The organism is Pontibacter sp. YIM B11418 (genome assembly GCF_059278805.1).
This window is the reverse complement of sequence record NZ_JCAEMH010000005.1, coordinates 320,711-340,692: the sequence shown is the minus strand read 5'-3', so window position 1 is coordinate 340,692 and position 19,982 is coordinate 320,711. Positions and strand designations below refer to the sequence as shown.

19 protein-coding genes are annotated in these 19,982 nt (G+C 52.0%); 7 read left to right on the top strand and 12 right to left on the bottom strand.

Translation table 11 applies throughout. The annotated features are described in order from the left end of the window. Positions 1–197: 197 nt before the first annotated feature. A complete protein-coding gene (locus tag AC4QZR_RS14340) occupies positions 198–995 on the bottom strand; it encodes a class I SAM-dependent methyltransferase (RefSeq protein ID WP_494481530.1) in 798 nt (265 codons plus the stop codon). 107 nt (positions 996–1,102) lie between these two features. On the opposite strand from AC4QZR_RS14340, the gene AC4QZR_RS14335 reads away from it, so the two are divergent. From AC4QZR_RS14335 to AC4QZR_RS14320, 4 genes are all read left to right on the top strand, one after another. Further along, positions 1,103–1,414 carry a hypothetical protein gene (locus tag AC4QZR_RS14335; protein WP_494481529.1) on the top strand — a complete coding sequence of 104 codons (312 nt, stop codon included), beginning with the start codon at positions 1,103–1,105 and terminating at the stop codon, positions 1,412–1,414. Positions 1,415–1,692: 278 nt separating this feature from the next. Further along, positions 1,693–2,073 (top strand): hypothetical protein, encoded by a 381-nt coding sequence (locus tag AC4QZR_RS14330; RefSeq protein WP_494481528.1) that lies wholly within the window; start codon positions 1,693–1,695, stop codon positions 2,071–2,073. Continuing rightward, a complete protein-coding gene (locus tag AC4QZR_RS14325) occupies positions 2,070–2,900 on the top strand; it encodes a sensor histidine kinase (protein ID WP_494481527.1) in 831 nt (276 codons plus the stop codon). Before AC4QZR_RS14330 ends, AC4QZR_RS14325 begins: the two co-directional genes overlap by 4 nt. Before the next feature lie 10 nt (positions 2,901–2,910). Continuing rightward, positions 2,911–3,342 (top strand): response regulator, encoded by a 432-nt coding sequence (locus AC4QZR_RS14320; protein WP_253402994.1) that lies wholly within the window; start codon positions 2,911–2,913, stop codon positions 3,340–3,342. Positions 3,343–3,383: 41 nt separating this feature from the next. On the opposite strand, the gene AC4QZR_RS14315 is transcribed toward AC4QZR_RS14320, so the two are convergent. After that, complete coding sequence (locus AC4QZR_RS14315; RefSeq protein ID WP_494481526.1) at positions 3,384–4,640, bottom strand: MFS transporter; 1,257 nt, start codon at positions 4,638–4,640, stop codon at positions 3,384–3,386. Positions 4,641–5,089: 449 nt separating this feature from the next. On the opposite strand from AC4QZR_RS14315, the gene AC4QZR_RS14310 reads away from it, so the two are divergent. Beyond that, positions 5,090–5,380 carry an HNH endonuclease gene (locus AC4QZR_RS14310; RefSeq protein WP_303411729.1) on the top strand — a complete coding sequence of 97 codons (291 nt, stop codon included), beginning with the start codon at positions 5,090–5,092 and terminating at the stop codon, positions 5,378–5,380. A gap of 15 nt (positions 5,381–5,395) precedes the next feature. On the opposite strand, the gene AC4QZR_RS14305 is transcribed toward AC4QZR_RS14310, so the two are convergent. Continuing rightward, positions 5,396–6,895, bottom strand: coding sequence for a nicotinate phosphoribosyltransferase (locus AC4QZR_RS14305; RefSeq protein ID WP_494481652.1), 1,500 nt, complete (start codon positions 6,893–6,895; stop codon positions 5,396–5,398). A gap of 132 nt (positions 6,896–7,027) precedes the next feature. On the opposite strand from AC4QZR_RS14305, the gene AC4QZR_RS14300 reads away from it, so the two are divergent. Both AC4QZR_RS14300 and AC4QZR_RS14295 read left to right on the top strand, forming a co-directional pair. After that, on the top strand, positions 7,028–8,095 hold the full coding sequence (locus tag AC4QZR_RS14300) for a DUF6687 family protein (protein WP_494481525.1): 1,068 nt from the start codon (positions 7,028–7,030) through the stop codon (positions 8,093–8,095). 324 nt (positions 8,096–8,419) lie between these two features. After that, positions 8,420–9,265 (top strand): universal stress protein, encoded by an 846-nt coding sequence (locus tag AC4QZR_RS14295; RefSeq protein WP_494481524.1) that lies wholly within the window; start codon positions 8,420–8,422, stop codon positions 9,263–9,265. Between the two features lie 77 nt (positions 9,266–9,342). Here the strand turns inward: AC4QZR_RS14295 and AC4QZR_RS14290 are convergent, their stop codons facing one another. The 9 genes from AC4QZR_RS14290 to AC4QZR_RS14250 all read right to left on the bottom strand — a co-directional run bounded on the left by AC4QZR_RS14290 (position 9,343) and on the right by AC4QZR_RS14250 (position 19,924). Then, the gene (locus AC4QZR_RS14290; protein ID WP_494481523.1) at positions 9,343–9,738 is read right to left on the bottom strand and encodes a hypothetical protein; all 396 of its coding nucleotides are present in this window, start codon (positions 9,736–9,738) and stop codon (positions 9,343–9,345) included. 45 nt (positions 9,739–9,783) lie between these two features. Beyond that, on the bottom strand, positions 9,784–10,617 hold the full coding sequence (locus AC4QZR_RS14285) for a thermonuclease family protein (RefSeq protein ID WP_494481522.1): 834 nt from the start codon (positions 10,615–10,617) through the stop codon (positions 9,784–9,786). A gap of 121 nt (positions 10,618–10,738) precedes the next feature. Then, entirely contained in the window at positions 10,739–12,778 is a 2,040-nt protein-coding gene (locus AC4QZR_RS14280) for a tetratricopeptide repeat-containing sensor histidine kinase (protein ID WP_494481521.1), read from the bottom strand. 225 nt (positions 12,779–13,003) lie between these two features. Further along, complete coding sequence (locus AC4QZR_RS14275; protein WP_494481520.1) at positions 13,004–16,654, bottom strand: AAA family ATPase; 3,651 nt, start codon at positions 16,652–16,654, stop codon at positions 13,004–13,006. Positions 16,655–16,675: 21 nt separating this feature from the next. Then, positions 16,676–17,149, bottom strand: a complete 474-nt coding sequence (locus AC4QZR_RS14270) for a YcxB family protein (RefSeq protein WP_494481519.1) — start codon at positions 17,147–17,149, stop codon at positions 16,676–16,678. 81 nt (positions 17,150–17,230) lie between these two features. Then, the gene (locus tag AC4QZR_RS14265) at positions 17,231–18,460 is read right to left on the bottom strand and encodes an exonuclease SbcCD subunit D C-terminal domain-containing protein (protein WP_494481518.1); all 1,230 of its coding nucleotides are present in this window, start codon (positions 18,458–18,460) and stop codon (positions 17,231–17,233) included. Between the two features lie 133 nt (positions 18,461–18,593). Continuing rightward, positions 18,594–18,932: a hypothetical protein gene (locus AC4QZR_RS14260; RefSeq protein WP_494481517.1), complete on the bottom strand. Its 339-nt coding sequence runs from the start codon at positions 18,930–18,932 to the stop codon at positions 18,594–18,596. A 156-nt stretch (positions 18,933–19,088) separates the two neighbouring features. Next, a complete protein-coding gene (locus AC4QZR_RS14255; RefSeq protein WP_494481516.1) occupies positions 19,089–19,484 on the bottom strand; it encodes a rhodanese-like domain-containing protein in 396 nt (131 codons plus the stop codon). A 122-nt stretch (positions 19,485–19,606) separates the two neighbouring features. Continuing rightward, complete coding sequence (locus AC4QZR_RS14250) at positions 19,607–19,924, bottom strand: ArsR/SmtB family transcription factor (protein ID WP_494481515.1); 318 nt, start codon at positions 19,922–19,924, stop codon at positions 19,607–19,609. Positions 19,925–19,982: the final 58 nt, after the last annotated feature.

Sequence of the window (19,982 nt, the reverse complement as noted above, 5' to 3'; positions counted from 1 at the left end):
TAGGGGCCCCTATATAAAGATTCAGACAAAAAGGTACCGGGATGACAATCGTTCCCAAGCTCCTTCCCCTGTTTGGGGTAGTGGCCCTCGATAAAAGGGTAAGGCTGGATGGGGTTAATTCGCCACAACGCTTATACCTGTAAACTGGCCTCAACCGAAAGTCCCCTTAGGTATAGCGGATACCAGCCGTCCAAACCCTATACCTTCGTGCACTTCAAACTATACACCATCGGAATCAGGTTTTGCAGGTGCTGGATGCGCCAGTAGCCGTCGGGACCCTGCACGGTGTGGCTGAAGCAGTTGTAAGGGGAGTAGGGGAATTCGTGGAAAAGCTCCAGTTTCAGGCCTTGGTTCAGCAACGCCGTGATGACTTGGCTCAGACTGTGGTTCCAGGAGTATTCCTTATACCTGATCGGTGCATCACGGTCAGCGTAAGTGCCTGTCTGCTCTTCTATGATTGGCTCAGAGGTATTGTGGTAGGGATATTTCACTTGCGTGAAGTCATTGTCGAACATCCACACCACCGGATGAAACTCGGCCATATAGAAAGTGCCGCCCGGCCTCAGAAAATGCGCGATCACTTCGGCCCAACGGTTCAGGTCGGGCAGCCAGCCGATCACCCCGTAGGAGGTGAACACAATATCGAACTGCCCCTGCAGGTTTTCTTTGAGATCATACACATTGGAACACACGAAGCGGGCACTCAGACCAAGCTCCCGGTTCAGTTTCTCCGCTTCTTTTATAGCCTCGTCCGACAGGTCTATACCGGTGGCTTCGGCGCCTAGTCTGGCCCAGGAGAGCGTGTCCTGCCCGAAGTGGCACTGCAGGTGCAGCAGGCGCTTGCCGGCAACAGGCCCCAGTTCTTGCAGATCAATGTTGTTGAGGCTGGACTTTCCCGCCTTAAACCCGGCCATATCATAAAAAGCAGAGTCTTTGTGCACGGCGGTGCGCAGGTTCCACGCTTGTCTGTTCGCTTCAAAATATTCCTGTTCCATCCCGTCTCTAGGTAAAATGTAAGATTAGTTGAAAGATAAAAATACGATAAATTGCTTTATCTAAAATTTTATATATTTACATTTAATCTTCTCTACGAACAAAATCCATGGAAATCACAGGAAAAGAAGGCGGGCCGATAACACGTGACCAGGCAAAAAGATGGACAGCCCGATACAGATCAAGCGGCAAAGGCAAAACCAATTCGCATCTGTTCGGAGCCGACACCGTCAAGGAACTTCTCGCACAGGAAAACTGCGTGGCAATGCGCATCTACTATGCCCTGGATGATAACGGAGAACAACAACTACTACTGGTAGGAACTGACGCTGAAGGAAATGATATGACCGAAGGCCTGATTCTGGATCTGGCCACCCCATGCCCTCCTGATTGTTCTGTGAATAGCGAATTAGCTGGTTAATGGAGTTCTTCCTGGCACATATCTATCCTTCCTTAAAATGGGTGGCCGTGTTGAGTCCTCTCCTGCCTTTCGGAGTGGGGCTTTGGTTGATCCGGAAACAGAAAGATCCCAAATTCAGGTTAATGCTCCTCTATATAATACTAGGGGTAATTGCGCAGGCGGCGCAAATCATAACAGCAAAGTTGGGGACTACGAATAATCTCTGGATGAATCATGTGTATACCTTAATTGGCTTTAGCGTGTTAGCTGGCATATTTTATTACAGTTTCGACAAAATCATGCTCAAGCTCACCATTATTTTCGGGATAGTTTTGCTTTGTGTACTCAACTATTACGATGCCTTTATCACGGACGGTTTAACCAAGATGAATTCCGTGTCGCGGGTTGCGGCCAGTGTCATGCTGATCATACTGGCCATCACTTACTTTTACAAGGTCGCCAACAATGCTAAAATCATTTACCTGGACCGTGACCCAATGTTCTTGCTGAGTTGCGCCATCCTGATTTATTATGCCGGAACAAGTATGTCCTATGCTATTTTTAATGAGGCGCTGGCCATTTCAAATGATGCGGCACGCATCTGTGTAGCCATCAACATGGTACTTCTTATCCTGTTCTACACAAGTCATGTGTTTATTTTGAGGAGGATGGCCGCATGATAGAAACATTGACTCCTTTGCTCATCATCACGCCGGTGTTGCTGGTAATGGCCATAGGCATTATCGTGTTCGTGTTTGCCTACCAGCGCCGTATGCTGCAGCACCAGGAGCACCTGCGCGAACTGCAGGAACTACGCCAGCGGCAGATGCTGGAGGCAGCCCTTGACGCGCAGGAGGAAGAGCGCCGCCGCGTTGCCCGCGACCTGCACGACGAAGTGGGCGGCATGCTGGCCCTCATCCGGCTCAACATTGGGCAGGTGGAGCGCAAGTGCGCCGAAAACGAAGCTGCTGCCGAAACAGCCCACCGTTCCAAAGAACTGCTCGACGAGGCGATACAGAGTGTGCGCCGCATCTCGCACGACCTGCTGCCAGTAGTACTCGACAAAATGGGGCTGGTGCAGGCCATCAACAGCCTGGCCCGATCAGTACCGCCCGACAGTGGCCTGGAAGTGAGATTCACCCACAACCTCGAAAAATTCCGGCTCGAAGCCCGACAGGAATTGCTGCTGTTCCGCATTCTGCAGGAGCTTGTGAACAATACCCTGAAGTATGCCGAGGCTAGCCTGATCACCATCAATCTGCACCGCGAAGACGATAAGCTGACCCTACGCTATACCGACAACGGCAAGGGATTCAACTACGACGCCACCTTGGATGCGGGAGGGGGAAGCAGCGGGCTGGGACTGAAGAACATGCAGAGCCGCGTGGACCTGCTGAACGGTGCCATCAACTTCTTTTCAAAGCTGGGGGCAGGTATAAAAGCTGAAATAGTTGTGCCTGTTGCATATATTATCGTTATTATTTATAACTTTGGTTTGCTAACTTAAGCTTTACTTTATGGAGCTGCAGCCACTCACACTTGCCATAGCGGATGATCATACCCTTTTCAGGAAGGGCGTAATCGAGATTCTGAAGAATTTCGAGGAGATCACGGTGATAAGTGATGCGGCCAATGGAGCAGAACTGCTCGAGAAAATAGAGGGTAACCTGCCTGACATCATCATGCTGGACCTCGAGATGCCTGATATGGATGGCATTGCCGTGGCCCGTTACGTGCTCAGCAAATACCGCAAAGTAAAGATCCTGATCGTATCGATGTATGGGGAGGAAGAGCTGGTGAAGAAACTGCTCGACGAAGGCGTGCACGGTTACCTGCTCAAGAGCGCCGACCCTGAGGAGCTGCGCGAGGTGCTCCAATTGCTCCGGAACGGTAAAACACATTACCCGGTATTCTCTCCGAATTATTTCTCGCAACGAACGCTACGATAGAAATAAAAAAGCCGCCCTTACGAGCGGCTTTTTTATACCTGTCAGCCTACTGTCCGGATACGGCTCACGGTCCACACGGCCACCACCGTGACCACACTCGCCATAATGCCCACCCAGTTGTAGTGCGTGAGGGTACCACTGGCTGTTTCCTGCACAATAAGACCGCTCACAAAAGCTGCTATACCTGCCCCCAACTGTTGTACCGAAGAGTTGATGCTCATGAAACTGCCACGAAGCTCTGGCTCCACACTGGAAGTAACCAGCGACATGGCCGGCACAAAACGGGCTCCAAACAGGATAAAGAAAAACGTGGATACAATGAGTGCCAGCACCATGCCCACTGGCGGCAGGTTGGTGATGAGCAAAATCGGGATGATGGAGAGAATGGCAGCCCACCGGAAAATGAGGTGCTTGCCATACCTGTCGGCCAGGCGTCCCGCCCACTGCGAAGTAAAGACTGTTGCCAGACCGCCGAACAAGTAGATGTAGCTCAGGTCACGCTCCGAAAAACCCACATTGGCCACCATATACGGACTGATGAAGGGGACCACCAGGAATCCAGCCATAGTGAGGGTAACGGTGAGGGCCATCGCCCACTGCAGGTTTGGCTGCACCACCATCGCTTTGAGGGCACGAAACGGATTGCCGGGTCTGGCATTGGTCAGGTGCCCGCGCATAGCCGGCAGAAAGCGCACTGCCACCAGCAGGATAACCACACTGAGGCCCACAAGCAGGTAAAAGGGAGCATGCCAGCTCATCTCACTGGCCAGGTATAGCCCGACCGGTATACCGGCGATTGAAGCCACCGAGAACGCTGCCATCACGCGACCGGTGGCCGCCCCCCGGCGCTGTTCGGGTATGGCATCGCCGATGATGGCCAGCACCAGCGCACCGAGCACACCGCCAAATCCGCCGGCTACCACTCTGGCCAGTAGTAACAAGCCATAGTTAGGGGCAATGGCACAGCCCAGCGTGCCCACAATAAAGCCTACGTATAGCGCCAGCAAAGCATGCTTTCGGTCGAAGCGGTCGATGAAGAGGGCGCTCACAAAACCGGCGATGGCCGCACTGAAGGTATAGGCCGACACGAGCAAGCCAAACTCCCGAGGGGAGATGTTGAACACCCGCATCAGCTGCGGCCCGAGCGGCATCATGATCACAAAGTCCATCATGTGCGTGAACTGTATGGCTGCCAGCAAAAAGATCAGCAGGCCCTCCCGAATCTGATCTTTCGGCACTAGGGCCTCCTGAATGGAAGCGGTTATCGGAGCAGGATTGTTATCCTGAAATCTATTCATAGTTTAAACATTGAAATCAAAACAGGGCGCCAATGTACTAATAATTTGCGTCTGCTTAGCAGTAAATTTTATTTCTGTTTGCTTTGCATTTTGAGCACCACAAAAGGTGAACGTTTCGTCGATGCAGGCTCAATGTCTGCTGCTAACCAAAAACCTTGTGTATACGCGATTCAACTCCCGATTGCTATACCTGCTCAGCAGATACTTCGCTATTTATGCAAACCAGCAGGTGAGTATGGTTGGAAGTGGGTGATACATACTGGGTGCAAGACTTGTAAACCTTGGGAGTAGCACAAATGTTTTAAACAGGCAAAGTGTGTAATTATATAGTTGTGGATAGGGTATGCAGACTGAAAATACACTCATCTACGGAAGACCGCGCTATAGCATTAACCGACCGAACCAAGACTCGCATGTAACAGCGATCCTGCGCACAAAGTAGAAACGGTATGGCAAAGAAAGAGGAGGAACTGGTCTGTGAACTCTGCGGCCGGGAGGTGCAGTACCTTACGCGGCACCACCTGGTACCCCGGGAGGAGGGAGGCCGCTACGGGGCCACGGCCGAACTGTGCCAGCCCTGCCACAGCACCCTGCACCTGACCTTCAGCAACCGCGAACTGGCCCTGCAGTACAACTCTATACCTGCGCTGCAGCAGGCCGAAGACCTGCAGAAATACCTTAAATGGGTGCGTAGCAAGCGCGTTGAGCGTATCTCCAACAGGCGAGGCCGCAGGCGCTAAGGTATAGCACCTGAGCTAGTGTGCCTGCCGTGCTTTCAATGCAACCTCACCTTTCTCGCGGATGGCCATCACCAGGTTGGTCTTGAATTGCTGGAAGCCTGCCTCCAGACCGGCCGGGTAGCTGTGCGGGTTCAGCAGGCGGCGGATGCTTTCGTGGAGTTTGCCGATCTCCTCTTTGCGATGCTCCCGGATGGCTTTCAGGTCAGGCAGCTGCTGCACAAGTTTTCCTTTGGCGAGCACAGGCTGCAGCAGGTCTTTGTAGGGAGTGCCTTCCGGAACTGCTTTGCGGCGGGTATTGTCGAGCGGATTGACGATGAGCACTTTTTCTGGAAGTGGTTCAGCTTCGTTGAAGATCATGTCTCCCACAAATCCATGTTCATCGTAAAAGCGGCGCACCTGCTGTATACCTGGGTTGGAGGTTTTTTCGAGTTGCTCCGACAGTTTCAGGGTATAGTTCCATTCCCCGTTCTCCTGTTTAAAAGCCGCCAGCTTGTACACCCCGCCCAGCGCCGGCTGGTCGTAAGCCGTTACCAACTGCGTACCGATTCCCCAGACATTGATTTTGGCACCTTGCTGTTTGAGGCTGGTGACAATGTTCTCGTCGAGGTCGTTGCTGGCTACAATGTTGGTATCGGTCATGCCTGCTTCGTCGAGCAGCTTGCGGGCCTCGATGCTGAGGTAGGTCAGGTCGCCGGAGTCCAGTCGGATGCCCTTTAGTTTAAAGCCTGTGGGCGCCAGCTTTTTGGCTACCTCAATGGCGTGGCGCACGCCTTCCAGTGTATTATAGGTGTCCACCAGAAACACCGAGTCGTGAGGGAAGGCCTTGCCGTAGGCTTCGAAGGCGTCGGCTTCGCTCTCAAAGGCCTGCACCCAGCTGTGAGCATGGGTACCGCTCACTGGTATACCGAAGAGCTTGCCGGCCAGCAAATTGGAGGTGGCGTCCACGCCGCCCACGTAGGCGGCTCTGGCAGCGGCCAGCGATCCGTCTATACCCTGGGCACGGCGCATCCCGAACTCACTCACCAGGTCATTTTTGGCTGCCTCTTTGATGCGGGCCGCTTTGGTCGCGATCAGTGTCTGAAAGTTCACGATCGTAAGCAGCGGCGTTTCCACAAGCTGCGCCTGCAGGAGCGGTCCGCGTACCCGGATCAGCGGCTCGCTCGGAAACACGACGCTTCCTTCCGGTATGGCATCCACGTCGCAGGTAAAGCGCAGTTCGCGCAGGTAGTCCAGGAAAGCCTGCTCAAACAAGGGCTCGTTCTGGCCGCCGCGCAGACTTGCCAGGTATGCCAAATCCTCTTCCGTAAATTGCAGCTGCTGCAGATACTCCACCACATGGGCCAATCCTGCCGCCACCGTATAACCTCCTTTGAAAGGCGCCTTGCGGAAATAGAGGTGAAAAACGGCCTCCCGCTCCGCTATACCTTCCTTCCAGTAGCCGTAGGCCATGGTGAGCTGGTAGAGGTCGGTCAGGAGGGAAAGGGAACTGCGGTATAGTTGCTGGAGGGTTGTCATGTGCTGTGTGTTGATGATTTTGTAAAAAACGAAAGTCTGGGCAATTGGATGTTCCGATACCTGTTGCACCTGGTATGTTGTTAAGAACACCCGAATTTAAGGGATGACATCAGATTTAGCTATATTTAAGGCATGATAAAGCGACAGTTTATACCTTTTGCCGACGTAAAAGAGAAAAAGGCCATCATCGTGGACAGCATGCACCCCAACGGACTGGTGCTTTCACACTGGCGCAGCGCTCCCACACCTGCTGAAGTGCGCGACGATACCAGCGCTGCCATGGTGCTGCATGTGCTCCGGCTCAATCTGCCGGGTTTGGAGCTGCCTTACGTCACCGCCAATCATTTCGACATCGATGGTTTTGTGGGTGTTTGGAGTTTGCTGAACCCGGAGCTGGCACTGGAGAACGAAGAGCTGCTGCGCCTGATGGCCCACATCGGCGACTTTCGCGAACTGGACTTGAATCATCCGCTGGCAGGAGAGGCGCTGAAACTGGTCTGCTGGCTCAACACCCGCGAGCGCGATATGTTCTACGCCCCTTTTGCCGCCGACGAATCCGAGGAGAAGGAAGCGAAACGCTGCGTTGATAAGTTCAGGTATTTTCTGCGGGAATTTGGCCGCGTGCTCCAGGACCCTGACTGGGAAAAACCGGTTTGGGAAGAGGAAGTGGCCGACGTGCTGCTCGGCTATCGCGACATGTACAAGCCTGACACCAAACTGCAGCGCTTCCCCGACCTGGGCCTGATTGTGATCAACACTCAGAAACCGGTACACTACTATGCGCTTTTCAGCCGCACCATCGGCTTCGACATAGTGCTGAGCTGCTACGAAGACAATCGCTACGAACTGGAATATAAATACACCACCTGGGTTGATTTCGCTTCCAGGCCTACGCTGCCCCGCATCAGCCTGAAGCCGCTGGCCGCGCAACTCAACGCCATCGAAACCTCCGGCTATACCTGGACGGCAGACAATTTTACCGAAACTGGCCCGTTGCTGCGCCTCGAAGGAAAGGACCTCTCGCGTACGGAGCGCTACGACCACCCGACTACCCGTGAGATCTACGCCTCGTCTATACCTGCCGATGAAATGAAGCAACTGGTTGTGGACTACTTCCGCGAAAAGTATACAGGTATAGCCCCAAAGCGCTATTGGTCCTGGGAGGAAGTGAAGGGGCTAAACAAAGAGATTGGCAGATAGTAAAGGCTACTGTATTTTCGGGCAGAGGTTATTGTTGACGAAGGACGAAAGGCTTCTTTAGTTGTGCCATTACCTAAACCGTGTTCAGCAAAAAGCCTGTCTGCGCGCTCAGATTATTTTATTTTTTGACTCAAGTCCCCTCCTGTCAGGAGCTCTTACCATAAGCATCTAACAAAGCGTCTTCGGGTCAGGTAGAAGCAGGCGCACAGAATTTGCCCGAGATGACGCAGGTCATTTTTATTGGCCAGATTAAAGCGCATTTTTGCTTCGGTACGTATACATAGTGAATCTTTGATATAGACGCCTACCCAACTACCAAACAACATGAAAAAAATCCTTTGCCCCACCGACTTTTCTAAAACAGCTAACAAAGCGCTGGAATACGCTGTGCTCATTGCCCGGCAGTCAGGAAGCCACCTCTCCCTGCTGCATGTGGTGCACCTGCCCATCGTCGACACCTCTGAAACTGCTCTGGTGGCCAGCGAGCTGTTGGGTGAGCAGATGCGGGATGCCGAAGAACGACTAGTGAATCTCTGTCGCGAAATTGAGGAGCGCCACGGCGCAAACCGGGGTGGCGGGTTTACCTGCGACTATATCATCAAAGAGGCCCTGCTAACTGATATAGCCGAGCACCTGACCAAGACTGTCGGGTACGACCTGATCGTGATGGGTACCACGGGTGGCGGCAACGCGCTCGAGGAATTGCTGATCGGAAGCAACGCTGAGGCAGTGATGGAGCAGGTGAAATGCCCGGTATTGTCTATACCTTCTACAGCCACTCATCCGCGCATTGAGAAGATCATCTATGCTTCGGACTATGCCGCCGATGACATAGCTACCTTACGCGAAGTGCTGGACTTTGCAGCCATGTTCGGAGCCACCGTAGACGTGGTGCACGTGAACAAAGCAGGACGCACGAGCGACAAGAAAGAGAGTTTTATGCAGGAAATGGCGCAGGCCTTCCCGGGTGCTCCCATACATTTCGAGGAAGTGGTGAGCAAACACCGCACCGACGGTATAAAAGAATACTATAACGCATCAGGCGGTGACATGGTCGCGATCCTGCGGCGTGAAAAAGGATTCTTGCGGGAGCTCTTCTCGCAGAGCCTGGCCGAAAAAATGACCTACCAGGCCGAAGTGCCGCTGCTGGTACTCAAAGGCAGAAAGTAAGGATAGAACATTCATAAAAAAAAGCGGCAGCTTCCTTAGGAGACTGCCGCTTTTTTTATTCTGTGGTCAGATTAGTATTAGTTGCCAAGCCCTGTTTCCATGCGCACGGCATCTTCGTCAAACACATAAGCCAGGTCGGCGCTGCAGGTTTCGCAGTTGTAGCGGCCGAAAGCCTCAATGGCACGCGGCACCGGAAGGTTGCGGAAAGTGCTCGCACAGCTGATTAGCACCGGGCAATCGTGTTTCTGGTGAAAAGTATCCTCGCTTGGGTCCATGCAGATGTACACCCGCTTTTTCTCCAGCCCCTTAAAGGAGTAATACTCGGGCTTGGGGCGAGGCTCCCGCTTCGTTGTGTCAGCAGTTGCGCTTGTCTCTTGCACGTTAGTTTGCTCTGTTTTCGCGTTGTCGGGTGACTGGCAGCCAGCCAGCGAGATGAGCAGGACACACATACCTGCCAGGGTCTTCTTGAACATATCAGTAACTGATTGAATAGAATGCTATACCTAAAATAGGCGGAATTATTTAGGGCTGCAAGTTTTGTCAGCCCGTCTGTTGTGTTGGCGGATCGCCTCGGCTTCTGTAACCATGATGACCTGCTCTTTGCAACGCTTCAAGACAGAACAATTCGTGCTATAGTGGTATACGGCCGAGCCAGAGCTATCGCAAAGGTATACCTGGCGTTTGGTGGCGCCGGCAGGCACAGGGGCTTTGCTGTTGTCTACAGGAGCAGGTTTCTGTTTGCGGAAATCCCAGGGAGCTATCGGGTTCGGGTCCTGCCACAGGCCTCGTTTAAAGCGGCGCGCATCAGCTTCCAGGTTAGCCAGCGTTTTGTCTTTGGAGTAGGCGGTGTAGTGCCAGGCAAAGCCTTCGCGCACCAGTTCTTCGTTCAGGTTGCGGCCGTCAGGCAATATGATCGTGCCCACCGTGCGGCCGTAGCGGTCCTTGTTGTTTTCGATCAGGCGTACGTTTTTGCCAAAGGCCAGGTCAGAGGCAAACTGCTTGGCCCGCTGGCCAAAAGCCTGGTTCTTCTCAGGAGTGTCGACGCCAAGCAGGCGTACCGTAATGGTTTGCCCGTTGCGCAGCAGCTCAAACGTGTCGCCGTCTTTTACACCCACCACCCGGTCGCCGGGAACTGTCGGAGTTTCCGTTTCAGGCACTGCCTTTGTGTTATCGCTCGGGACTACAGCCGGCTGGGCTGGGTCTTCCTGTGTCGCGGTGGCTTCGGTTGTGTTTTGCTCCACAGCACCGCGGCGCTGGCGGAATTCCTCCCGTGCTTTTTCATTGTCCTGCTTACAGGCAGGCGCAGCCAGCAGGCTGGCGAATACGAGTAGGTATAAGATGGACTTATTCATGGGGCAAAGGTGCTGCTATTCTCCTTTTACAACAAACAGAACTATTTGTTTTTATGGAAGCCTTCATTAAAAATGGCTGCCCCTTTTCAGAGGCAGCCATTTTTATATTTCTTATAAAGCGTTAAGCTAATTGCAACTGTTCTGCTGCTTTTTCTTCTTTTTCCTGTACCGGAGGAACATCTTCTTCTTTTTCTTCTTTCTTAACGGAGCACGGGAGTGTGAACATGAACGTGCTGCCCATACCTGGTACACTTTCCACCCAAATCGCGCCACCGTTGTGCTCTACGAAGTCTTTGCAGAGTGCCAGGCCCAGACCGCTGCCCTTTTCGTTGGCGGTGCCCCTGCTGGAGTAACTGCTGGCTCCGAATAGCTTCTGCTGCACCTCTGGGGTCATGCCAATACCGGTGTCTTTTACCGAGACCAGCACGTGGTCATCCTGCAGTCTGGCTGAAAGCGTTACCGTATCGCCGGCCTTGCAGAACTTGATGCCGTTGGAGATCAGGTTGCGGAGTACCAGTCGGATCATTTCCTTGTCGGCACAGCCTGTCAGGCTCGGATCTATCCTGTTATCCAGCACCACCTCTTTGCTGCTGGCCACTGGCTGCAGCAATCGGATGTTCTCGTCAGCCAATTCGCGGAGTGGCAGCGGTTTCGGGTCGGCCTCGAAGCCCTCCATTTGCGCCCTGGCCCAGTCGAAGAGGTTGTCGAGCATCCAGAGCACGTTCTGCTGCCCTTTCACCAAGCTATTGAAGAGTCCTTCCTGCTTATCGGCCGGAACTTTACCCATGGCCATCACATGCAGCAGTCCTTTGAGTGCTACCAACGGCCCACGCAAGTCGTGGGCGATGACGGAGAAGAGCTTGTCTTTGATGGTGTTGAGCTGCGTGAGTTTCTCTTTCTGTATGTTGAGCTGCTGGGCCTGTTCCGTCAGTGCTTTCTGGTGTTGGTTCAGCGCCTGGTTCTTATGCATGATCAGCTCGTTCTTTTGGGTGAGCAGCTTGTTGATGCGGCTTTGGTGCTGTCGTCCCCTAAAGAACACATAGGCCATGGCACATACCAGTAACAGCAGCGCAATCGTGAAATATTGCACAATGCTGCGTTGCTCGAGTTTGCGCAGGTTCAGTTCCTGTTCGGCGCGGAGCAACAGATTTTCCTTGTCTTTCTGGGCTGTTTCGTACTTCACACGTTCCTGTGCAATGCGATCGGCTGCCCTTTCGTTGTGCAGGCTGTCGTTGTAGGCCGTGTGCAGTGTCAGGTAGTGGTGGGCCAACTCAAAGTTGCCCTTGGCAGCGTAGATGCGGTCCAGGATGGCAGCATTCTCCCGAAGCACATACTTGCCCTCATAGGCTTTGGCAAGTTCCATGCTGGCCAGCGCGTTATCGAGGGCTTTCTCGAAGTTGCCGGCTTTCAGGTATGACTCGGCTTTGCCGCGCAACACATATACCTCATCATGCTGACTGCCCAGGTCATTGGCAATCAGGTGGGCTCTATTCAGGTAGGAGAGGGCGGTCTGGAAGTCATTTTTGCCGTTATAGGCATCTCCGATATTAATCAGGGAGATCAGGATTCCCTGTTTGTCGTTCAGCTTTTCCTGAATTGGCAGTGCCTCCCGGTAATAAACCAGTGCCAGGTCAAACTTGCCCTGGTCCAAGTATACGCCGCCAATATTGCTCAGGGCGCTGCTCATGCGTAGGGTATCTTGTGCCGTGGTGGCAAGTGAGAGTGACTTTTTGTAGAGCGGAAGCGCCTCTTTGTGGTTGCGCTGGTCGGCGTACACATTGCCGATGTTGTTGTAGGTGGCACTCAGGTCAGACGGATCGCCCAGCTTCTCGCGGATGCGAAGCGCCATGTAGTAAAACTGAACAGCCTTGTCGATATCGCCGAGCAGGTAGTGACCAGAGCCTGTTTCATTGTAGGCCAGGGCCAGTAGTTTGTCGTTACCCGCCTTCTGTGCCAATGCAACCGCCTTGTTGCCATACGCAATAGTGGTTTTCGGATTGATGCTGTTGTGTGCCTTGCTCAGTTCACAGTACAACTCTACCTTCCGGGTTATATCCTCCGTCCGGTCCAATTCAGTTTTCAAATCCTGGATCAGGATTTTTTGCTGCGGCTGCGTCAGGCTGATAAGTAGGAAAATACGAGTCAGGAATAGTAGAAGCATAAGTACCTCTCTACAGTTAGAATTACCGTAATTGATTTATTAGCAGGGAGCAATATAAGAATTTAATGGTTAATAATGCCAACCTGAATTTGTTAATAAAAAGCATGCTTGGAAAAGTGAAATTTCATTTCGAACTAAACGCTCTTACTTAGCACAGGAGGACTACACCTGCACGAATCGGGCAGGTGTAGTCCTATGTTATGGAAAAGTAAATTATCGGCAGAATCACGCCACAACGCGAATGGAGCTTACTCCGCCGGGCTTTTTGGTTACCACAATCTGGGTGCTGATGCGCTCCTTCAGTGCCTCCACGTGCGAGATGATCCCGATCGTTTTGCCGGCGGCATGCAGGTTGTCCAATGTTGAGATGGCGGCCTCCAGCGTGTCTGCATCTAGGGTGCCAAAGCCCTCATCGATGAAGAGTGAGTTGATTTGGGTGCGGCGGCCAGCCAGGTCCGAAAGTCCCAGTGCCAGGGCCAGGCTCACCAGGAAACTCTCGCCTCCGGACAGGGTGTTCATCGGGCGCACCGCTTCTGCCTGGTAGGTGTCGACAATCTGCAAGGCCAGGTCCTCGTCCGGGGACTTGAGGATGCGGTAGCGATCGTTGAGTTTGAGCAGGTGGCGGTTGGCCAGTTCCACGAGCCGTGCCAGGGTGAGCCCCTGCGCAAAACGACTGAACTTCGATCCGTCTGAAGACCCGATCAGGTCAGCGAGTTGGCTCCAGCGGTGGCATACCTGCTGCTGCGTCTTCAGCTGTTCAGCCAGTTCTCTGTTTTTTTCGCGCTGTCGGGTATCCTGCTCAAGTAGTTGCTGGTGACGTGCCCGCTGCGAGATCAGCTCCCGCTGCAGTGCTGTTTTCTGTTGTTGCTGCTCTTGCAGAGTCGCTATATCTTCGTCGGTCAGCTGTTTTTGCTGCAGCTGCTCCAGTTCCTGCTGTACGTCGCTCAGGCTTTTACGGAGTTCGGTCAGGTGTTTCTCGGTTTGTGCTTTTTGGTTGGCCAGCCGGTCGGCTTCGTCGCGGTGCAGCAGCATCTGGCTCAGTGCCTCTATCGTTTCAATGCCTTTCTGGTGCAGCACATGGAGCAGGCCTTGTCGCAGCGCTTCCAGCACCGAGGTATTTTGCTGGTGGTTTTGCTGACATTCTTTCTGGCGGCTGCGGGCTTCCTGTAACTCCTGCTGTTTTTGCAGTTGGTGACGACGGGCTTCTTCGGCATATCTGGCCCTTGCACTTAGTTCCTCACTGGCCAGCTTGCGCTCCTGATCCGGGTTTTTATCGCCAAACAAGGCATAGCGCTGTGTTTTGAGTTCTGTCAGTTGTTCATGCTCTTCTTTCAACGCCAGCTTTCGGGCATCCAGCTCTTTCTGCTTCTGGTCCTGGTTGTCTTTCAGGTTTTTTACCAACTGCTGCAATTCAATGTATTTCTCCCGCATACCTTCCAGCGCCTGTTGCTTTTGGGTATAGGAGGTGGCCTGCTGATCTAAGGTTTGCACCAGATTGTGGCGCTCTTCAGCTTTGTACTGTAAGCCGAATGTAGCGGCAAAAGATTCGGCTGTTTCGGTGTGCGCCTGCTGTTGCTCCTGCTCGTCGGCCAGACTCACCTGCAACTTTTGTAGCTGGCTTTGCAGCAGTTTGTCAGAGGCCTGTAACTGGTTAAAAGTCGACTGGGCACGCACCTGTGCTTCGCGTAGCTGTTGCAACTGCTGGTTTATACCTTCCAGTTCACGGCTAAGTGACCGGGCCTGTGCCAGTTGCTGCTGCAAGGAAGTGGCTGTTTCCTGCTGGTGCTGGAGTTGCCGTGCCAGCTGTTCCAGGTTGTCTATACCTGTTTCCTGGGGCAATCCTGCCGACACCTGTGCAAAGGTAAGGCGTAGTCGCTGCAGTTCCGTCTCAGCATCCGTTTTGGCTGTTTGCTCCAGCTGCTGTTTTTGTTCCAGGGAGTTGCGTTGTACCTGTAGTTGCTGCAGGTGCTGTTCCAACTCTTTTACAAGTTCCTGCTGCTTGTCACGCTTCTGCACTTCTTCGGGCAGATCGAAGGTATAGCCGTTCTCCGCAAAAGGGTGGTGGGTGGAGCCGCAAAGCGGACAGGGCTCGTCCTGCGACAAGGTATGACGGGCCTCTTCGTACTGCTGAATCTGCTGCTGAATCTGCACGAGTTTCTGGAGTGCCACCAGGTGTTCGCTGGCTTGGCTATACCTGTTTTTATTTTCCTGAAGCGTCGTATCTGTTTCCTGGAATTGCTGCTTCAGCTGTGTCAGGCGATTGTCCGAGAGTTGGAGTTTTTGCAGTTGTGCGTTATGTTGCTGCGCCAGTTCATACAGACGCTCATAGCGGGCCAACAAGGCTGGCTGCGCCTGTGCTGCCTGCTCCAGCTCCTCCATGTTTTTATCGGCCAGTATACCTTGCAGGGCAGCTAGCTTTTCGGCTTTCTGCTGCTGCAGTTGCTCATAGAGTGCCTGTTGCTTTGCCTGCTGCTCCTGTAGCGCTGTAAGCTGACTGGCTTCCTGTTTCCGCTGTTGGGACAGTTCCTGCTGCTCCTGCTGATGGCGGCGGATGCGCTGCTCCACTTCCTGTAGGTCGCGCAGCACAGTTTTGAACTCTGGCAGATGATCCTTCAAGTCTTGCAATTTTGCATTTTGCTCCAGCCAGTTTTTTATACCTGTGGCCTCCTGTGTGAGCTCTTCCAGTTCCGCTTGCCTGGTCTGCAGTTGTGTCTTTTCCTGTTGCAGTTGCTGCTCAAAAGAGACATAGCTGTTTTTGTTTTTGGTATAAGCATCACGGATGCTGTTAAGCTGATGATCAAGCCGGACTACCTGCGTCAGGATAGGGTCCAGTTTCTGAATGGTTTCCTCCTGCTGCTGAAATGCTTTGGTGGCTTCCAGCGCAATTTTTCCGGCGGCTTCGAGTTCGGTTTCCAGCGTGGGAACCCTTTTTTGTAAAGTTTGCAGCTGCTCCTGTACTTCAAGCACCTTGCTGTTGGCGCTCCGGATCTCGGCCAGTTCGCCCACAAACTGATGGGCCTGCTGGTGCTGTTCGAGCTTCACAAAGTCGGGCTGCAGCTGCTGAAGTTTCTGCTCCTGCACTTCAAGTGCCTGCTGGTGTTGCTGCTGACGTGTCTGTAATTGCGCCACCTGCTGCAGCCATTGTACTTTTGCCTGTAATGTGCTCAGGTCTTGCTGCAGGGTGCTTTCCTGCGTTGTGAGTTCTTGTATGCTGGCTTCGTAGGCTGCACGTTGCTCTTCGGGCAATAGCTGCGTGTGCTGCAGCAGTTGCTCCAGGCTTTCGTATTTCAGTCGTTCCTGTTTGGCCTTTTCAAACGCAAACTTCGAGATATCGGAGTAAATGCCCGTGTCGGTGATCTTCTCCAGCAAACTGCTGCGCTCGGTCGGATTTGCCTTGAGGAAACGCGCAAAGTCCCCCTGAGACAGCATGACAGAGCGCAGAAACTGGCTGTAGTCAAGTCCGCAGATCTCAGCCACCATGCCAGGCACTTCGCTGGGTTTCAGATCGAACAGTTCATCTTTTTCAAAGTCGTACAGCTCCATATGCACGGGCTGTATCTTGCCATCTGCCTTGCCCCGGCTGCGACGCAGGTGCCACTTGGAGCGGTATACCTTGCCAGCAGCCTCAAATTCTACTTCAGCAAAGCATTCTACCGTGTGGCGGGTCATTAGCTCAAGCGGACGCTCGTTGTTATGCCGGTGCGCCATACCGTACAGTCCCACCGTGATCGCATCCAAAATCGTGGTCTTGCCAGCTCCGGTCGGACCGGTAATGGCAAACAGCCCCGCATCTGCCAGCGGACTCTGGTCGAAACGGATCTCGTGCTCACCCTTGAGTGAGTTGAGGTTCAGGAAGCGGACGGCTAGGATTTTCATGGGGTATAGATAATAAAATAACTAAGAGTTGCTTGTACTGCCTGTTAAAAGGCCTTTAAAAGTGGCCAGATCTTCTGGAGTCGGGAACACGTTTTTGGGGACGTATATAAATTGGGATTTAGCAATATAAAGCAGCCAGTAGCTTTTTCTTTCAACTGTTTTTATAATCAACTTCAGTGGTAGCTCACTGTGGAAGTTTCCTTCACTTGTAGATGTCATCAAAGTTTCATTTACAGTGAGGAAGTGAGGTATGAATAAATTATGGTTTTTTTTAGATATAGCCCAGAAATAAAGGTAGATAATCAGAGCTGGCAAATACACCGCAGATAAAACTATATAAAATGTAATAAAGCTGTCGTCGCCAAATCTGTCAAGTGATGATAGACTGAACAATACCATTAGCAGATAGAGCCACCAGGATCGACGTAATCTGTTTTCGATTATAATTCTGAAGTATGTTCCCGGAGTTAAAGAATAGGTAGAAGTTTGAATCATATTGCAAGATTTTCTAAATCATAGTTGACCCTTCGCAGGGTATAGGAGGATAATATTGAAGCTGGAAGTGCCCACACACTTTTAATTTTCTACCTCCTGCCGCATCAATTCCAGTAACTCCGCGAAGGTATGGCGCAGCGCGGTGTGATCACTTTCCGGGAAGGCGCTTTCGCAACGTTTCAGGAACACGTCTTTTTCGTTCAGGGTATGCAGGTCCACTTCTTCGCGCACTTCCTGCTCCAGGGTTCTTCGAGACGTTTTGATGAGGGGCGGACGGTGAATCAGCAGTTGTAACTCGTCTTTTTTGAGGTCAAGGACTTCTTCCAGTTGCTGGTTGAGGTCAGGTATAGGGGCATCGAGTTCTACCTGCACTTCCGCCCAGGCAGGCAAGGTATAGCTGCTGTTATCGTAAACGGCAATTTTCTGTTTTACTTCCTCGAGTTCACCTTTAAAGCGCACCAGTTTTCGGCAGACAGGTATAGCGATCTCCTTCAGGTCGGTGAGTTGGCCGTTTTCAAAATCCAGCACATAGACTACTTTCTTGTCAGCAACCTCGCTGAAACTAAGTGGAATAGGGGAGCCGGAGTAGCGGATGTGGTGAGTTTTATTTACTTGCTGCGGGCGGTGCAGGTGACCGAGCGCCACATAGTCGAACTCACGCGGAAATTGATCTGCGCCGATCTGGCCGAGGTTGCCCACGTGTATTTCCTTTTCGCTGTCGGAAGCGGAGCCGCCGGCGGCAAACAAATGGCCCATCGCCACCACCGGTATACCTTGAGTTTTGTAAGGTTGCACGTGCGGTACAAAGGCGGCGTAATGTGCGGCTATACCTTGTTTGATGCGCTGCTCACGCTCTTCGTAGCTTTCGCCAGGTATAGAAAGGCGTATATCGCGGTCGCGCAGGAAAGGCACGGCGCAAACCACCAACTCCATCTGACCATTTTCATCCCGCAGTTCGATCAGCTCATCCAGCAATTCTCCGGTAGCACCGCCTATCACTTTTATGTTAAAGCAGTCGAGGAGTTCTTTGGGTGCGTTGAGCGTAGAAACCGAGTCGTGGTTGCCGCCCGTGATGATGATGTGGCGGCAGCAGGTAGCACATACCTTCGTCAGGAAGTTATAGTATTGCTTGAGTGCAGTGTTGGAGGGAGCACCTGTGTCGAAAACGTCGCCTGCCATCAGGAGCACGTCAACCTTTTCGGCTTCAATGGTTTGCAGGAGCCAATCCAGGAAATGCTGGTGTTCTTCGGTTCGTTCGAGGTTGACGAGTCGCTGGCCGAGGTGCCAGTCTGAAGTGTGTAGTATGCGCATATCCCTTTTCCTTTCTCCTTTGCACCACAAGTTACATTAAGGTATACCTATACTGCAAGTTTGTGATATAAATTTTTCCGGATCAGGTATAGCGCTTTTGCTATATAAATGGAGGTATACAGGATTTGATAGCTTACTGATTAATCCAGATCAGGGCATCCTTTTGGTTGGAGAAATTTTTGAATAAAAACCGGTTGATGTTTTGTGCTTCTGCGCGGGTGGCAACTGCCTCGAGGGCTATTTTGGAGAAAAGGCTGCTTGGTAATATTCTGGCCAGTTTATGAAGTGAAGTCTGGGAGAGCAGTTCATAGAAACTTGTCGACATCCAGTCTTTGGTAGAGGTGTCCAGCAAAGTCAGCCGTTCTGCGTTGGCTACTGCCCTGGTGATGCCTGTGTCACGAAGTGCTTCATAGAGCTTGGTGCCGCCCGTAATCATTTCGTTTTGAGTTACTCCCCGCAGCCACTCAGCCATCAATAAATCATTCTTCTTATCAACTTCTATTTTGTAGAAATCCGAAGAGTATATAGTTTGAAAAGAGGAATGTTTTAACAACATGATAACAGATAAATCATGTAAAGGTACGTGAAAATACTAGTTGACAGTCACGCTGCGTACCAATTTTAACTATTATTCTTTCACCGGAAGACCGGCTGATTTAAGGTCTTGATACCCACCGATGTTATAAACGTTTTTGAAACCGGCTTCTTCCATCAGTCTGGCCGCTTTTCCGCTGCGGTTTCCGCTGGCGCAGTACAGGTAGTAGGTTTTATTTTTGTCCCAGTTCTGCATTTCTTTTTCAAACTCCCCGCTCAGGAAGTCGGCGTGCTGCGTTTTTTCGAGGTGTCCTGCTGCAAACTCAGTAGGAGTGCGCACATCAACCAGCATAACTTCTTGGTTGTCGATCTTTTCATGGTGGGCTTTATATTCGGTGGCAGAAATAGTTTTGACTTTTGCGTCGCCTTGCTGTGGGCTGGTGCAACTCATCAGGCTAGCTGCCATTATGGTCATTAGGAATAGTTTCATGGAGAATTCGGGTTAACCTATGTTATTGTAAACGTAAGCAAGCATTTTTTGGTGCACCGGCTCTTTCCGGCGTTCGGCTCAAAAAGTAAGTATATGAAAATAATTTCATTTTACTATGCGTTCTAACCAGCTTGTTGTACAGGTTTGCAGCCTTTGATGCAATCGATGATGTCAGAGATGCTGGAGTCAGTGAGAAAATAAAATACATTTTTCCCCTGTCGGCGGGTTTCCACCAGACCTTTGTCGCGCATGTTGGTGAGGTGATGCGAGAGGAGCGACTGTTCGATTTCCAGCACTTCCTGTAACTGACTCACGGTGAGCTGGTCTTCCTGCTCCAGCAGATCAATGATGCTGATACGCACCGGATGCGCCACGCATTTGAGCACATAGGCCGTTCGTTCCAGCTTTTTCTTATCTACCCTTACTTTCAGGTCGGTCATGGGAGTTCGAATAATAGGTAATTACAATACATGATCATTTATTCATGTATAAATTTTA

Excerpts from the sequence above, each read along its gene's own strand:
- AC4QZR_RS14340 (WP_494481530.1), bottom strand. The coding sequence starts at position 995 with ATGGAACAGGAATATTTTGAAGCGAACAGACAAGCGTGGAACCTGCGC.
- AC4QZR_RS14335 (WP_494481529.1), top strand. The coding sequence starts at position 1,103 with ATGGAAATCACAGGAAAAGAAGGCGGGCCGATAACACGTGACCAGGCA.
- AC4QZR_RS14330 (WP_494481528.1), top strand. The coding sequence starts at position 1,693 with ATGCTCAAGCTCACCATTATTTTCGGGATAGTTTTGCTTTGTGTACTC.
- AC4QZR_RS14325 (WP_494481527.1), top strand. The coding sequence starts at position 2,070 with ATGATAGAAACATTGACTCCTTTGCTCATCATCACGCCGGTGTTGCTG.
- AC4QZR_RS14320 (WP_253402994.1), top strand. The coding sequence starts at position 2,911 with ATGGAGCTGCAGCCACTCACACTTGCCATAGCGGATGATCATACCCTT.
- AC4QZR_RS14315 (WP_494481526.1), bottom strand. The coding sequence starts at position 4,640 with ATGAATAGATTTCAGGATAACAATCCTGCTCCGATAACCGCTTCCATT.
- AC4QZR_RS14310 (WP_303411729.1), top strand. The coding sequence starts at position 5,090 with ATGGCAAAGAAAGAGGAGGAACTGGTCTGTGAACTCTGCGGCCGGGAG.
- AC4QZR_RS14305 (WP_494481652.1), bottom strand. The coding sequence starts at position 6,895 with ATGACAACCCTCCAGCAACTATACCGCAGTTCCCTTTCCCTCCTGACC.
- AC4QZR_RS14300 (WP_494481525.1), top strand. The coding sequence starts at position 7,028 with ATGATAAAGCGACAGTTTATACCTTTTGCCGACGTAAAAGAGAAAAAG.
- AC4QZR_RS14295 (WP_494481524.1), top strand. The coding sequence starts at position 8,420 with ATGAAAAAAATCCTTTGCCCCACCGACTTTTCTAAAACAGCTAACAAA.
- AC4QZR_RS14290 (WP_494481523.1), bottom strand. The coding sequence starts at position 9,738 with ATGTTCAAGAAGACCCTGGCAGGTATGTGTGTCCTGCTCATCTCGCTG.
- AC4QZR_RS14285 (WP_494481522.1), bottom strand. The coding sequence starts at position 10,617 with ATGAATAAGTCCATCTTATACCTACTCGTATTCGCCAGCCTGCTGGCT.
- AC4QZR_RS14280 (WP_494481521.1), bottom strand. The coding sequence starts at position 12,778 with ATGCTTCTACTATTCCTGACTCGTATTTTCCTACTTATCAGCCTGACG.
- AC4QZR_RS14275 (WP_494481520.1), bottom strand. The coding sequence starts at position 16,654 with ATGAAAATCCTAGCCGTCCGCTTCCTGAACCTCAACTCACTCAAGGGT.
- AC4QZR_RS14270 (WP_494481519.1), bottom strand. The coding sequence starts at position 17,149 with ATGATTCAAACTTCTACCTATTCTTTAACTCCGGGAACATACTTCAGA.
- AC4QZR_RS14265 (WP_494481518.1), bottom strand. The coding sequence starts at position 18,460 with ATGCGCATACTACACACTTCAGACTGGCACCTCGGCCAGCGACTCGTC.
- AC4QZR_RS14260 (WP_494481517.1), bottom strand. The coding sequence starts at position 18,932 with ATGGCTGAGTGGCTGCGGGGAGTAACTCAAAACGAAATGATTACGGGC.
- AC4QZR_RS14255 (WP_494481516.1), bottom strand. The coding sequence starts at position 19,484 with ATGAAACTATTCCTAATGACCATAATGGCAGCTAGCCTGATGAGTTGC.
- AC4QZR_RS14250 (WP_494481515.1), bottom strand. The coding sequence starts at position 19,924 with ATGACCGACCTGAAAGTAAGGGTAGATAAGAAAAAGCTGGAACGAACG.